The following is a 14,471-nucleotide window of genomic DNA, read 5'->3' as shown; positions in this document are numbered from 1 at the left end:
AGAAGGACTCACTTTCAGGTATGGATCGTAGACGATTTATTAAAGGTTCAATGGCAATGGCCGCCGTGTGCGGTACGAGCGGTATTGCTTCACTCTTTTCCCGCGCCGCTTTCGCGGCAGAGTCTGATATTGCAGATGGTCAAACCGTCCGTTTTGACTTTTCCGTTCTGCAATCAATGGCGAACGATTTAGCGCAAAAGCCGTGGGGCGGCGAACCCCGGGCGTTACCCAATACGCTGGCGAATCTGACGCCGCAGGCCTACAACAGCATTCAGTACGATGCGGCGCACTCTCTGTGGAACAACATCGAAGGCCGCAAGCTGGATGTGCAATTTTTCCACGTAGGAATGGGCTTTCGTCGTCGCGTGCGTATGTTCTCGCTTGATGCCAGCACGCATCAGGCGCGCGAAATTCATTTCCGCCCGGAACTGTTCAAATACAACGATGCCGGTGTCGATACCCGTCAACTGGAAGGGCAAACCGACCTTGGCTTCGCGGGCTTTCGCGCCTTTAAAGCGCCTGAACTGGCGCGTCGCGACATCGTCTCCTTCCTGGGGGCAAGCTACTTCCGCGCGGTGGATGACACTTATCAGTACGGGCTGTCCGCGCGAGGCCTGGCGATAGACACCTATACCGACAGCAAAGAAGAGTTCCCGGACTTCACCGCATTCTGGTTTGAGACGGCGAAACCGGGCGACACCACGTTTACCGTGTACGCGCTGCTGGACAGCCCAAGCGTCACTGGCGCCTATAAATTTGTGATCCACTGTGAAGAGAGTCAGGTGATCATGGATGTGGAAAACCACATTTATGCGCGTAAAGACATCAAGCAGCTGGGTATCGCGCCAATGACCAGCATGTTCAGCTGCGGCAACAATGAACGCCGGATGTGCGACACCATTCATCCGCAAATTCACGATTCTGACCGCCTGGCAATGTGGCTGGGCAATGGCGAATGGATCTGCCGTCCGCTGAATAATCCGCAGAAATTGCAGTTCAACGCCTATCTCGACAATAACCCGAAAGGGTTCGGCCTGCTGCAACTTGACCGTGACTTTTCCCACTATCAGGACATCATGGGCTGGTATAACAAACGCCCAAGCCTGTGGGTGGAGCCGCGTAACAAATGGGGGAAAGGGTCTATCGGCCTGATGGAAATCCCGACGACCGGTGAAACGCTCGATAACGTGGTGTGCTTCTGGCAGCCGGAAAAAGCGATCAAAGCGGGCGATGATCTGGCGTTCAAATACCGTCTTTACTGGAGCGCGCAACCGCCGGTTCGCTCGCCGTTGGCGCGCGTGATGGCGACCCGTACCGGTATGGGCGGTTTCCCCGAAGGGTGGGCGCCAGGTGAACACTACCCGGAAAAATGGGCGCGCCGCTTTGCCATTGATTTTGTCGGCGGCGACCTGAAAGCCGCTGCGCCGAAGGGGATCGAGCCTGTCATTACGCTGTCTAACGGCGAAGCGAAACAGGTTGAGATCCTCTATGTCGAACCGTTCGATGGTTATCGCATCCAGTTTGACTGGTATCCGACGTCAGATTCGACCGACCCGGTGGATATGCGTATGTTCCTGCGCTGCCAGGGGGACGCCATTAGCGAAACCTGGCTGTATCAGTATTTCCCGCCGACGCCGGATAAGCGTCGCTACGTTGATGACCGTGTGATGCGTTAATCCGCTCTGCTGCCCCGAGCCGCCACACTGCTGGCGGCTCTTTTCTCCCGACGATTCCCGGCGCATTTTCTGCTCATTATTTAAACTCGATCCCGTTCGCATTATTCCTTATGTCAAATGCGTAAGCTGACGGTGTGTACTTCAGTACACGTTTTACAGCCACTAACAGGGAGTGCGTATGTTTCCAGAATACAGAGATCTGATTTCACGACTGAAAACCGAGAATCCTCGCTTTCTTTCCTTGTTCGAAAAACACAACACCCTTGATCATGAGATTGCCCGGCTGGAAGGTTCTGACGGCAGGGGATACAGTTTGGATATTGTTCGTCTGAAAAAAGAGAAACTCCATCTGAAGGAGGATCTGCTCAGAATATTGCAGAAAGAAAGTTTGAATGAGAGCTGATTCGTTGTAGGCACTGCGCAGTCTTTGTCCTGCTTAAAAGGGCTTCCTGACAGACAAGGAAGCCCTTCCTGTTTTCAGGTATACGGGCAAGTCTGTGATAAGCTAATAAATCCTGCTGTTGTCACCGTAAAGGATGGAGAAATGGCTGAAGTCATCACGATCAGCGAAACACTGGAACTGCGAGCGGTGGAAGAGTGCCATGTTACGCCGTTACATCAACTGGTGCTTAAAAACAAAGACTGGCTACAGGCATCGCTAAACTGGCCGCAGTTTGTCGCCAGCGAAGACGATACGCGCAAAAATGTGCAGGGTAATATGATGTTGCACCAGCGCGGCTACGCCAAAATGTTCCTTATCTTTCAGGAAGAGGAGGTGGTGGGCGTCATCTCGTTTAATCTGATAGAGCCGTTGAATAAAACCGCCTATATCGGTTACTGGCTGGATGAATCTCACCAGCGGCAGGGTATTATGTCGCGCGCGCTTCAGGCGTTTATCGGCCATTATGCCGGGCGCGGCGAGCTTCGACGCTTTGTGATTAAATGTCGTGTTGCGAACCAGGCGAGCAACCAGGTGGCGCGCCGCAATGGTTTTGAACTGGAAGGATGCCTGAAACAAGCGGAGTTTCTCAACGGGGAGTATCACGACGTTAACCTGTACGCCCGCATTATCGAGAACGCCTCAGAGTAACCCTGCCAACGGTGTTCGTGTAATATGCTGTTCACCGTTAATCACTTTTGGGCCACGCAGATGGATGCTGTCGCCATCAAAGGTTTCGATCGTCGCCCGATCGGTGATTTCCACATGATGCTCAATCAGCACGTCCCCCAGAATGCGGGCATGGCCTTCGATCAGGATATGATCGTCAAGCAGGACAGGGCCGCCGCGTAGTTCGGCATGACCACCGACCAGAACGTGATGTTTCAATACGCAGTTACCTTCAACCGTCGCGTGCTCCGCCACCTGAGCACTGTAACGCAGCGTAGGGATGGCATCTTCCTCCGTTCCCGCAATAACGCGGGCGTGACCGTACACTTTGGCACAGTCGCAAAGCCAGACGTTATTCTCTTCATTTCCTTCAACGATCGCGAAATCAAACACTTCCGCGCGGTGTTCAATAAACGCCTGGGTGACTATCGCATCGCCGTAGATTTGCGCCTGATGGACAATGCGCGAGCTGCTGACGGTGGCGCGATCGTAGATTTGCAGCGTCAGGTCGCTTTCCTGGGTTAGGCCTTTTGCGGCGATAATCTCCGAATGGTGCAGAATACGAGCGTCGCCAGACAGATGACATTCACCGCGAACGAGCGAATTCTGCACGGTGACGTTGTTGCTTATCCGGGCGCCGTGACTGATCTCGGCCAGATCAATCCAGACGTTATCACCGATTTGCGCGCGATCTCTGATGATGCAGGCCTGGGTGATGCGGGCGTTGCCTGAAATCATCGCCCCGGCGAATGCGAGGGCATTCTCGTCGTAAATCCAGCAGTGTCCTTCTTGCGCCAGCACGCTTTCGTCGTCTACCCAGCCGCCAGCGGTTCCGGCTTTGACGTCGTTAAAGTCGGTAAGGGCAATGAGCTGGCGCAGCAGGACGCTTTTCTTGTGGCCGTTATCCTGATAACTAAAGGCACGCGATTCTTCACTCAGGTGATATTTGCTCATGGGGAATTTCCCTTTGCTCGCTTAAGATAACCGTAGCAAATTTTTCAGCACTGGCTAAACAGGGCGAAATTCCATAAAATGCATTTAAAATATACTTTATAAATTAAACAAAATGAGTAAGAACAAGCAGAGCGACCGGGTGCTCAATCTTCCGGCTGGCTATTTTGGGATGGTACTGGGCACCATTGGCATGGGCTTCGCGTGGCGCTATGCCAGCCATATCTGGCCCGTCAGTCACTGGATTGGCGATGGTCTGGTGATCCTGGCAATGATCATCTGGAGCTTGCTGACGCTTGCCTTTCTTAACCGTCTGCTGCGTTTTCCACAGAGCGTACTGGCGGAGGTACGGCATCCGGTAAAGAGCAGTTTTGTCAGCCTTTTTCCTGCGACCACGATGCTGGTGGCGATTGGTTTTGTCCCCTGGTGTCGTGGATTAGCCGTGGGATTGTTCAGCATTGGCGTCGTGGTGCAACTGGCTTATGCCGCATGGCAAACGGCGGGACTCTGGCGCGGTTCGCATCCTGAAGAGGCGACAACGCCGGGGCTGTATCTGCCGACGGTAGCGAATAACTTTATTAGCGCGATGGCCTGCGGCGCGTTGGGTTACAACGACGCCGGGCTGGTCTTTTTAGGGGCTGGCGTATTCTCGTGGTTGAGTCTGGAACCCGTTATTTTGCAACGTTTGCGCAGTTCCGGTGAATTACCGGCGGTACTGCGCACATCGCTGGGCATTCAGTTGGCTCCGGCGTTAGTGGCCTGTAGCGCCTGGCTGAGCGTCAACGGCGGAGAAGGCGATACGCTGGCGAAAATGCTGTTTGGCTATGGCTTGCTGCAACTGCTTTTCATGCTGCGCCTGATGCCGTGGTATCTGTCGCAGCCGTTTAATGCCTCTTTCTGGAGCTTCTCGTTCGGCGTTTCAGCGCTGGCGACGACAGGGCTGCATTTAGGGCACGCCAGCGCGTCGGGATTTTTTCATACGCTGGCGATTCCGTTGTTTATTTTTACCAATTTTATCATAGCGTTATTGCTCGTACGCACGTTTGCGCTGCTGATGCAGGGGAAACTTCTCGTGCGCACAGAACGCGCCGCATTACTGAAATCTGAGGATAACTAATGACCCTTCGTGACGAAAATTACTTTACTGAAAAATACGATTTAACCCGCACGCACTCCGACGTCGTTGAGGCGGCAAAGGTGGTCGCGCCGGGTAAAACGTTGGATCTGGGCTGCGGAAATGGCCGTAATAGCCTCTATCTGGCGGCGAACGGCTATGACGTTACCGCCTGGGATAAGAATCCGATGAGCATCGCCAACGTTGAGCGCATCAAAGCGGCGGAAGGGCTGGAAAACCTGCAAGCAAAGGTGGTTGACCTTAACGCGTTAAGCTTCGAAGGCGACTACGATTTTATTCTCTCAACGGTAGTAATGATGTTCCTGGAAGCGAAAACTATTCCGGGGCTGATTGCCAATATGCAGCGTTGCACCAAACCGGGCGGGCATAACCTGATTGTGGCGGCAATGGATACGGAAGATTTCCCCTGCACCGTGGGTTTCCCGTTTGCGTTTAAAGAAGGGGAACTGCGCCGTTACTACGAAGGCTGGGAATTGCTGAAATACAACGAGGATGTGGGTGAACTTCACCGCACGGACGCCAACGGCAACCGCATCAAACTGCGTTTTGCGACGCTGCTGGCGCGTAAAAGCGCATAACGCAATTTTACGATAGAGTTGCAGGCCTGATACGGCCTGCAACTCGCCGTGTTGAATTTGTGCTGGCGATACCATTTATAGTCCATCCAGATTAGTTTCCTTTTGCTACTATTCCAATTGCATATCTGCAAAAACAAAAGGGATAGTTTCCATGCGTACTCATACTTTATTTAAAGTTGCAGTGCTTTCTGGCTTATTGGCTTTATCTGGCTGTGCGTCAAAAATTACTCAGCCGGATAAATATTCTGGGTTCTTAAAAGATTATTCAGGGCTGAAAGAAACAACCTCCGCAACGGGAAAACCGGTGCTCCGTTGGGTTGACCCCAGCTTTGATGAATCTAAATATGACAGCATCGTCTGGAACCCGATAACCTACTATCCGGTGCCGAAACCCACAACGCAGGTCGGGCAGCAGGTTCTGGATAAATTACGAAGCTATACCGATACCCAACTGAAAACGGCCATTGAGAAACGTAAACCTCTGGTGACGACCCCAGGGCCGCGTAGCCTGATTTTCCGCGGCGCGATAACTGGCGTTGATACCAGCAAAGAGGGGCTGCAATTCTATGAAGTGGTGCCGGTCGCCCTGGTCGTTGCGGGTACGCAGATGGCGACAGGCCATCGCACAATGGATACGCATCTTTACTTTGAAGGCGAGCTGATTGATGCCGCCACCAATAAACCGGTGGTGAAAGTGGTTCGTCAGGGCGAGGGTAAAGACCTGAGCAACGAAAATACGCCGATGGCGTTTGAAACGTTGAAAGAAGTGATTGATGACATGGCGACTGATGCCACCATGTTTGATGTCGGTAAAAAATAAGTTCACGCGCCATCTTCGGATGGCGCGTTTTTTTATGCCGCCCGGCGACGGTAAATTAGCTTACTCATTAACGCCTCTGGACGCGTGAACATCACCAGATTGCCAACCAGAATCAGCACTAATCCAACAACGGCATTCATTTGCCAGACGTAACTTTCATAGAGTGTGGATATTGTCAGCGCCACCAGAGGAAACAGCAGCGTACTGTAGGCCGCGTTGCCGGGGCCGATGCGTCCCACCAGAGTAAAATACGCGCCAAACGCGATAACGGAACCGAATATTGCCAGATACAGCAGGGCGCCGAGGTAGCTCAACGTCCATTGCGGCGTGAAGTTATCGCCGCGTATACAGGCAATGGCGGCGATCAGCAGCGTGCCGTACAGCATCGCCCAGCTGTTGGTGGTCATGACTTCCAGACCTTTTCTCTGATGGCGCATGCTGATCATATTTCCCAAAGAGAAGCCAAACGTTCCCAGCGCGCTCAGACCAATCCCCAGTAACAGCGAGTGGTTCCAGCCGCTGTTGGCCAGATCCTGCCAGAACAGCGTGATAATGCCCGTTAATCCCAGACCAGCAGCGTAATAAAAGCGTAGCGGCGGTTTATGCCCGAAGAACACAAAGCTGTTAACTGCATTAAACAGTACGGCCATTGAGAAAATGACGGACTCCAGCCCCGTATTGATCCAGGCGGCGGCGCTATAAAAACACCAGAAGTTAAAACAGAAGACGCATCCGCCCTGTAACAGGCAAAACAGGTGGTCGCGCCCGGATAATTTACGTAATTTCCCGCTCGCCAGCAGGATGAGCATCATTAACGCGCTGGCGACGGCAAACCGCCAGAAAATGGACACGGGCGCCGATACCGGGCCTTGTTGCAGATAAATCGCAATCCAGGTGGTTCCCCAAATGACAACCACCAGACAGTATAATAATGCGTTCATAACACTCTCTTCTTTATCTTTATTATCCGAAGAAGGAATGTGACATGTAAAAAATGCGCGCGCTTGCACCGGTTTGCGGATGACTTGCAAAATCTTGCGCTTTTTTGCCGCTGTCTGAGCGGTGAGGGCTGGAAACGGATCGTGGCTGTTATAGACTGAGATTCTACTTATTACTGCTTTGTGATGTGATGGTATGTCTCAGTCTTATGATGCCTTTGAAAATTTACGCAAACATAATGCCGTGCTGCATGACTCGGTTGCGTTGCATTCGGGTGTCCAGCTGGCGGCATGGTCAAATAAACGTGACAACATTACGCAATATTGCGATCACCATACTCTCAGCCTGTATGTCGCTGACGGCTACGAGAGCTACCACAAAACGCCGGGCGGCTGGAAGAATGGTGGGGGGCCGGATCGCTTCTGTCTGATGCCAAAAGAGAGTGAGTCCGTCTGGGACATTCGCGACGACCTGTCGTTTGTCCATCTCTACTGTACAGATGCCCATCTGCGGGATGTTGGGGAAAAAGTCTGGGATAAAAGCCCGTACAGCTTTACCCTGGATGAGCGCACCTTTGGCAACGATCCGGGAATAACGGCGGTTTATCGCCAGTTCCTGCTGGGAAATGACTGGCAGCAACCGGCGAATCATATGACGCTCAGCGCCGCCTCGTCACTGCTGTTGACGCATCTGGTGCAGCATTACAGTAACGTGCAGTGGCGTCTCCCGACGGTTACTGGCGGGTTGGCGCCCGCCACGCTGCGCAATGTGCTGGCGTACATTGAAGCGCATCTTGCTGAGCCGCTGACGTTAAGCGATCTGGCACGCGAGGCGGCATTGAGCGAATTTCATTTCGCCAGAATGTTTCGCCAGTCGATGAACATGGCGCCGCACCAGTACGTGATGCAGCGGCGTATGGCGCTGGCGCAGCAATGGGTCTGCCATTCAACCCGTTCGCTGTCAGAGATCGCGATGGCCTGCGGATTCAGTTCGGCGAGCCATTTCAGCAATCGCTTTAAGCAGGTGACCGGTAAGACGCCGTCGCAGTTACGCGCGGCGAGCAAACGATAGCACCCCGTAGCAGACGCCTCCGACTACCAGTCCCCAAAACGCAGAGCCAATGCCCAGCAGCGTCAACCCGCTTGCGGTGACGAGAAAGGTCACGATAGCGGCATCACGCTCCGTTTCATTAAGCAATGCCTGGTACAGACTGCCGCTGATTGTTCCCAGCAGCGCCAGCCCGGCCAGCATCTGAATCCAGCTTACGGGCAGGGCGGCCATCAGAGCGGTGACGGAACCGCCGAACAATCCCGCCAGCAGATAGAACCCGCCTGCGACAGCCGCAGCCAACCAGCGACGCCCGGCGTCCGGGTGCGCTTCGGGACTCTGGCAAATGGCGGCGGTAATAGCGGCAATGCATATGGAGTAGACGCCAAAGGGAGATAAAACCAGCGCCAGCAGCCCTGTAAACACGATCAGCGGCGAAACCGGAAGGGAGTAACCGGAGGCTTTCATCGTGGCGATACCGGGCGCGTTTTGTGACGCCATTGTCACCAGAAACAGTGGAATGGCGACGCCGAGGCTATGAGCAAGCGAAAAATGGGGCGCGATAAACGCTGGTAGCACCGGGGAGAAGGTTATGCCAGACGTGACAATGTCACCTTTCATGCCTGCAACCAGAATACCGACAACCATTGCGGCGATAACCGCATAGCGCGGCGCCAGCACTTTCAGCGCTAACCACGCCAGCAGCATACTGCCGCACAGAAACAGCTCGCCATCCAGATGACCGAACGCCTGCAAACCAAAACGCAATAAAATACCGGCCAGCATCGCGGCGGCAAGAGAATGCGGAATCACCTGCATTAAGCGGGCAAACAACCCGGTTACGCCGCACAGGACGATTAACGCATTCGCGACAATAAATACGCCGATGGCCTCCGCCAGCGTGAGACCCTGCAAGCCGGTAACCAGTAACGCGGCGCCGGGCGTGGACCATGCCGTCAGCACCGGAGCACGATACCATAGGGTTAACGCCAGCGTACTGACGCCCATCGCGATGCCAAGCGCCGTCATCCATCCGGCAATTTGTCCGGTTGATGCGCCGGCGGCAATCGCGGCTTGCCAGATGATTGCCGCTGAGCTTGCATAGCCGACCAGGACCGCAACAAAACCAGACAACACGGTTGGCAGAGGAAGTGAAAATGACCGCATGAATGCCCCTTGTGCGTTATAACGGTCACAAACTGTAGCATTGTGCGCTATAGCGCACAAGTGATAGACTGCGGCTTTACCGGAGGAGAAAAATGGACAACCTGACCCATTATCTGGCGACGACGCTGAAGGCGCTGCGCCAACAGCGAGAATGGAGTCTGTCGCGTCTGGCGGAAGCGACAGGGGTTTCAAAAGCAATGCTCGGCCAGATAGAGCGCAACGAATCCAGCCCGACGGTATCGACATTATGGAAGATTGCCACCGGATTGAATGTCCCGTTTTCAACGTTTATCTCCCCGCCGGAAGCGGAGGATCTCCCGACCTTCGACCCGCAGCAGCAGGCAATGGTGATCACGCCGCTGTTTCCGTGGGACCCGCAGCTCCGTTTTGACCATTTTTCAATATTGATGGCCCCGGGCGCGCTTAGTGAATCGACGCCGCATGAGGCAGGCGTCATCGAACATGTGGTGGTGATTCAGGGAACGCTGGATATGTGTATTGCCGGGGAATGGCGCACGCTCAAATCCGGCGAAGGCGTGCGTTTTGCGGGCGATGCCACCCATGCGTATCGCAATAGCAGCGACCAGACGGTTCACTTTCACTCCTTGATCCATTACCCACATAGTTAGACGGGAAAAGTATTCCGAAACGTCGCGCTTCTGACTACAATAGCCGCCATTTTGCTGTTATTGGATGATATTAACCGTATGCGCCAGCAACCTCATCACCTTGAACTGTTAAGTCCGGCACGCGATACCGTCATTGCTCGTGAAGCGATCTTACATGGCGCCGATGCTGTTTACATCGGCGGGCCGGGCTTCGGCGCGCGGCATAATGCCAGTAACAGCCTGAAAGATATCGCGGAACTGGTGCCTTTTGCGCATCGCTATGGCGCGAAGATCTTTGTGACGTTAAACACCATTCTGCATGATGATGAGCTTGAGCCCGCGCAACGGCTGATTACCGATCTGTACCAGACCGGCGTCGATGCGCTGATTGTGCAGGATATGGGCATCCTGGAACTGGACATTCCCCCCATTGAACTGCATGCCAGTACGCAGTGTGATATCCGCAGCGTTGAAAAGGCGAAGTTCCTTGCCGACGTCGGTTTCACCCAGATTGTGCTGGCGCGCGAACTGAGTCTGAGCCAGATCCAGGCGATTCATCAGGCCACCGACGCCACTATTGAGTTTTTCATCCACGGCGCGCTGTGCGTGGCTTATTCCGGGCAGTGCTATATCTCTCATGCGCAGACCGGTCGCAGCGCTAACCGTGGCGACTGCTCTCAGGCCTGTCGCCTGCCGTACACCTTAAAAGACGATCAGGGGCGGGTGGTCTCGTACGAAAAACACCTGTTGTCGATGAAAGATAATGACCAGACGGCCAATCTGGGCGCGTTGATCGATGCCGGCGTGCGTTCCTTCAAAATTGAAGGACGCTACAAAGACATGAGCTATGTGAAGAACATCACAGCGCACTATCGCCAGATGCTGGATGCGATTATCGAGGAGCGTGGCGACCTGGCGCGGGCTTCCGCCGGTCGTACTGAGCACTTTTTTATTCCTTCTACGGATAAAACCTTCCATCGCGGCAGTACCGACTATTTTGTTAACGCCCGTAAAGGGGATATCGGCGCGTTCGATTCGCCAAAATTTATCGGTTTGCCGGTAGGCGAAGTCGTCAAAGTGGCAAAAGATCACCTGGACGTTGAGGTGACGGAACCGTTATCCAACGGCGATGGCCTGAATGTGCTGATCAAACGTGAAGTGGTGGGATTTCGCGCCAATACGGTGGAAAAGACGGGGCAGAACCGTTATCGCGTCTGGCCAAATGAAATGCCGTCCGACCTGCATAAAGTGCGCCCGCATCATCCGCTGAACCGTAATCTCGACCACAACTGGCAGCAGGCGTTAACCAAAACCTCCAGCGAACGCCGGGTGGCGGTGGATATCGCGTTAGGCGGCTGGCAGGAACAGCTAATTCTGACGCTGACCAGCGAAGAGGGCGTGAGCGTCACCCATACGCTGGAGGGTCAGTTTGACGAGGCGAACAACGCCGAAAAAGCGTTGAACAACCTGAAAGAAGGCGTGGCGAAGCTGGGACAGACGATGTACTACGCGCGTAATGTCGAGGTGAATCTCCCCGGCGCACTGTTCGTGCCGAACAGTTTACTCAACCAGTTCCGTCGCGAAGCGGCAGAGATGCTGGATGCGGCGCGTCTGGCGAACTATCAACGCGGCAGCCGTAAGCCGGTGGCGCAACCAGCCCCGGTCTACCCGGAAACGCATTTGAGCTTCCTGGCTAACGTCTACAATCACAAAGCGCGCGCGTTTTATCATCGCTACGGCGTTCAACTGATCGACGCGGCGTATGAGGCGCACCAGGAGAAGGGCGATGTGCCGGTGATGATCACCAAACATTGTTTGCGCTTTGCCTTTAACCTGTGCCCGAAACAGGCGAAAGGGAATATCAAAAGCTGGAAAGCAACGCCGATGCAACTGGTACACGGCGACGAAGTATTGACGCTGAAGTTTGATTGCCGTCCGTGCGAAATGCACGTTATCGGCAAGATCAAAAATCATATTCTGAAAATGCCCTTGCCCGGCAGCGTTGTCGCCTCCGTAAGCCCGGAAGATCTGATGAAAACGCTGCCAAAACGTAAAAGCTAAGTCAGCGGCTGGCCGGGAACGCTGAGCGTCACCCGGCCACGCCTGATGTACCTTAAACCCCCTCTCACCATAGTTAACCTTCCCGCAAAACTGGAACCGGCTTTCCGGTTTTTGAGTGTTAATCAGCCAAAAGCCATTTCGGGGTGTATAACATTCAAAAAAAAAGAAAAGGTAAACAAAAATGTTTACCTTATGGTTATAATACATGGCAGGGAGGCGCGGTGAAGCAGAGCGAGTTCAGACGCTGGCTTGAATCTCAGGGAGTCGATGTAACAAATGGAACGAATCATTTGAAGTTGAGATATCACGACAAACGAAGCGTCATGCCCAGACATCCTGGTGATGAAATTAAAGACACCCTGCGTAAAGCAATACTAAAGCAGCTTGGTTTGAATTAATCATCAGATATATAAGGTTGATCACATGAGAGCGTTACCAGAAACTATGCGTTATCCCGTCAATCTCATTCCCGCAGAAGAAGGGGGTTATGTTGTGTCGTTCCCGGACATTCCAGAGGCGTTAACACAAGGTGACACCCGCCATGAGTCTCTCGAAGCCGCGCAGGGCGCATTAGTCACCGCCTTTGAATTTTATTTTGAAGATAACCAGCCAATTCCTTTACCTTCAATGGTTGATGAAGCTGATGATTATGTGGAGATTCCTCTTAGCATTGCGTCTAAAGTCCTTTTGTTGAATGCGTTCCTTGAATCAAAAATCACGCAGCAGGAGCTGGCGAGGCGCATTGGCAGACCCAAGCAGGAAATTACCCGACTATTCGACTTAAAACACGCAACGAAAATCGATGCCGTGCAGATTGCGGCCAGAGCATTGGGTAAAGAGTTATCGCTGACTATGCTTTAGCTTTTCCGGTTGTTCCAGCAGGCTTACATATTGTGTGAAATAAAAAAACGATGAAGAAATATCAGCGACTGGCGGAACAAATTTGCGATCAAATCGCCTCCGGCGTGTGGCAGCCTGGCGATCGATTACCCTCCTTGCGTGAGCAGGTGGTCAGCAGCGGCATGAGTTTTATGACCGTAGGACATGCGTATCAGTTGCTGGAAAGCCAGGGGCGCATTATTGCGCGTCCGCAGTCGGGTTATTACGTGGCGGCGCGCCCGGTGCGCCAGCCTGCGATGCCGCCCGTGCAGGTAATGCGCGATGAAGCCGTTGATATTAATACTTATATTTTCGAAATGTTGCAGGCCAGCCGGGATGCGTCGGTGATGCCGTTCGCCTCAGCCTTTCCAGACCCGCGTCTGTTTCCGTTGCAGCAGCTTAACCGTTCCCTGGCGCAGGTCAGTAAAACCGCCACGGCCATGAGCGTGATTGAGAACCTGCCGCCGGGGAACAGCGAGCTGCGGCATGCCATCGCCCGACGCTATGCGCAGCAGGGAATTACCGTCTCTCCTGATGAAATCGTCATTACCGCCGGGGCGCTGGAAGCCCTGAACCTCAGCCTTCAGGCGGTTACCGAACCGGGCGACTGGGTTATTGTGGAGAATCCCTGCTTTTATGGCGCGTTACAGGCGCTGGAGCGACTCCGCCTGAAAGCGCTTTCGGTCGCCACGGATGTAAAAGAGGGGATCGATTTAGCGGCGCTGGAACAGGCATTACAGGAGTATCCGGTGAAGGCATGCTGGCTGATGACCAATAGCCAAAACCCGCTCGGCTTCACCCTTAGCCCGGAGAAAAAAGCGCGGCTGGTCGCGTTACTGGATCAATACAACGTCGTGCTGATTGAAGATGACGTGTACAGCGAGCTCTATTTTGGCCGCGACAAACCGCTGCCTGCCAAAGCCTGGGATCGCCGCGACAAAATATTGCATTGCTCGTCATTCTCGAAATGTCTGGTTCCCGGTTTTCGTATTGGTTGGGTTGCAGCGGGAAAGTACGCCAGACAAATTCAGCGGCTACAGCTGATGAGTACGTTATCCACCAGTTCACCGATGCAGCTTGCTCTGGTCGATTACCTTTCGACACGCCGCTATGACGCGCATTTGCGTCGTCTGCGCCGCCAGTTGGCCGAGCGAAAACAGCAGGCCTGGCAAACGCTGCTGCGTCATCTGCCCGCTGAGGTGAAGATTCACCACAATGACAGCGGCTATTTTCTCTGGCTGGAACTGCCCGAATCTCTTGATGCCGGGGAACTCAGTGCGCAGGCTCTGGCGCATCAGATCAGTATCGCCCCCGGTAAAATGTTTTCGACCTCTGATACCTGGTCGCATTTTTTCCGGTTTAATACCGCATGGGGGTGGGGAGAAAGAGAGGAGCAGGCGGTATCTCAACTGGGGAAACTTATTCGCGATATGCTGAAATAAAATACGCGTTGCCATCTTTTGGTTTTAGTCAAAATAGAGAAAGCGTATCGATTATCAGGG

General features: G+C 53.6%; 15 protein-coding genes. 12 read left to right on the top strand and 3 right to left on the bottom strand.

What is annotated here, in order from left to right:
- The first annotated feature begins 20 nt into the window (after positions 1-20).
- The 3 genes from OGX75_RS04730 to rimL all read left to right on the top strand — a co-directional run bounded on the left by OGX75_RS04730 (position 21) and on the right by rimL (position 2,766).
- Positions 21-1,676 carry a glucan biosynthesis protein D gene (locus OGX75_RS04730; protein ID WP_286451312.1) on the top strand — a complete coding sequence of 552 codons (1,656 nt, stop codon included), beginning with the start codon at positions 21-23 and terminating at the stop codon, positions 1,674-1,676.
- A gap of 178 nt (positions 1,677-1,854) precedes the next feature.
- Entirely contained in the window at positions 1,855-2,079 is a 225-nt protein-coding gene (locus OGX75_RS04725; RefSeq protein ID WP_012132337.1) for an HP1242/YdcH family protein, read from the top strand.
- 141 nt (positions 2,080-2,220) lie between these two features.
- Positions 2,221-2,766, top strand: a complete 546-nt coding sequence (rimL, locus tag OGX75_RS04720; RefSeq protein WP_012132338.1) for a 50S ribosomal protein L7/L12-serine acetyltransferase — start codon at positions 2,221-2,223, stop codon at positions 2,764-2,766.
- Here rimL and ydcK read toward each other — a convergent pair.
- The gene (gene ydcK / locus OGX75_RS04715) at positions 2,758-3,738 is read right to left on the bottom strand and encodes a YdcK family protein (protein WP_286451313.1); all 981 of its coding nucleotides are present in this window, start codon (positions 3,736-3,738) and stop codon (positions 2,758-2,760) included. The two genes, rimL and ydcK, sit on opposite strands and share 9 nt — an antisense overlap.
- A gap of 112 nt (positions 3,739-3,850) precedes the next feature.
- On the opposite strand from ydcK, the gene tehA reads away from it, so the two are divergent.
- From tehA to OGX75_RS04700, 3 genes are all read left to right on the top strand, one after another.
- Positions 3,851-4,852, top strand: a complete 1,002-nt coding sequence (gene tehA, locus OGX75_RS04710) for a dicarboxylate transporter/tellurite-resistance protein TehA (protein ID WP_058669188.1) — start codon at positions 3,851-3,853, stop codon at positions 4,850-4,852.
- Positions 4,852-5,448: a tellurite resistance methyltransferase TehB gene (gene tehB, locus OGX75_RS04705; protein WP_012132341.1), complete on the top strand. Its 597-nt coding sequence runs from the start codon at positions 4,852-4,854 to the stop codon at positions 5,446-5,448. The genes tehA and tehB overlap by 1 nt, the downstream gene beginning before the upstream one ends.
- A gap of 151 nt (positions 5,449-5,599) precedes the next feature.
- Positions 5,600-6,268 carry a DUF3313 domain-containing protein gene (locus OGX75_RS04700; RefSeq protein WP_012132342.1) on the top strand — a complete coding sequence of 223 codons (669 nt, stop codon included), beginning with the start codon at positions 5,600-5,602 and terminating at the stop codon, positions 6,266-6,268.
- A gap of 32 nt (positions 6,269-6,300) precedes the next feature.
- Here the strand turns inward: OGX75_RS04700 and OGX75_RS04695 are convergent, their stop codons facing one another.
- Entirely contained in the window at positions 6,301-7,209 is a 909-nt protein-coding gene (locus tag OGX75_RS04695) for a DMT family transporter (RefSeq protein ID WP_286451314.1), read from the bottom strand.
- 193 nt (positions 7,210-7,402) lie between these two features.
- Here OGX75_RS04695 and OGX75_RS04690 point away from each other — a divergent pair, with 193 nt between their 5' ends.
- Positions 7,403-8,278: an AraC family transcriptional regulator gene (locus OGX75_RS04690; protein WP_012132344.1), complete on the top strand. Its 876-nt coding sequence runs from the start codon at positions 7,403-7,405 to the stop codon at positions 8,276-8,278.
- On the opposite strand, the gene OGX75_RS04685 is transcribed toward OGX75_RS04690, so the two are convergent.
- Positions 8,255-9,421 (bottom strand): benzoate/H(+) symporter BenE family transporter, encoded by a 1,167-nt coding sequence (locus OGX75_RS04685; RefSeq protein ID WP_200030223.1) that lies wholly within the window; start codon positions 9,419-9,421, stop codon positions 8,255-8,257. The two genes, OGX75_RS04690 and OGX75_RS04685, sit on opposite strands and share 24 nt — an antisense overlap.
- Before the next feature lie 92 nt (positions 9,422-9,513).
- On the opposite strand from OGX75_RS04685, the gene OGX75_RS04680 reads away from it, so the two are divergent.
- The 5 genes from OGX75_RS04680 (at position 9,514) to OGX75_RS04660 (ending at position 14,411) form a co-directional block, all read left to right on the top strand.
- Complete coding sequence (locus OGX75_RS04680) at positions 9,514-10,050, top strand: helix-turn-helix domain-containing protein (RefSeq protein ID WP_286451315.1); 537 nt, start codon at positions 9,514-9,516, stop codon at positions 10,048-10,050.
- A gap of 78 nt (positions 10,051-10,128) precedes the next feature.
- A complete protein-coding gene (locus tag OGX75_RS04675) occupies positions 10,129-12,090 on the top strand; it encodes a peptidase U32 family protein (protein ID WP_286451316.1) in 1,962 nt (653 codons plus the stop codon).
- A gap of 221 nt (positions 12,091-12,311) precedes the next feature.
- Complete coding sequence (locus tag OGX75_RS04670; RefSeq protein WP_071818852.1) at positions 12,312-12,488, top strand: type II toxin-antitoxin system HicA family toxin; 177 nt, start codon at positions 12,312-12,314, stop codon at positions 12,486-12,488.
- Positions 12,489-12,534: 46 nt separating this feature from the next.
- On the top strand, positions 12,535-12,951 hold the full coding sequence (locus OGX75_RS04665; RefSeq protein ID WP_125337124.1) for a type II toxin-antitoxin system HicB family antitoxin: 417 nt from the start codon (positions 12,535-12,537) through the stop codon (positions 12,949-12,951).
- A 50-nt stretch (positions 12,952-13,001) separates the two neighbouring features.
- A complete protein-coding gene (locus tag OGX75_RS04660; RefSeq protein WP_047463638.1) occupies positions 13,002-14,411 on the top strand; it encodes an aminotransferase-like domain-containing protein in 1,410 nt (469 codons plus the stop codon).
- Positions 14,412-14,471 lie beyond the last annotated feature (60 nt).

It is taken from the genome of Citrobacter sp. CK199, from assembly GCF_030333285.1.
Lineage (GTDB): Bacteria > Pseudomonadota > Gammaproteobacteria > Enterobacterales > Enterobacteriaceae > Citrobacter_B > Citrobacter_B koseri.
This window is presented reverse-complemented; position numbering and strand designations above follow the sequence as displayed.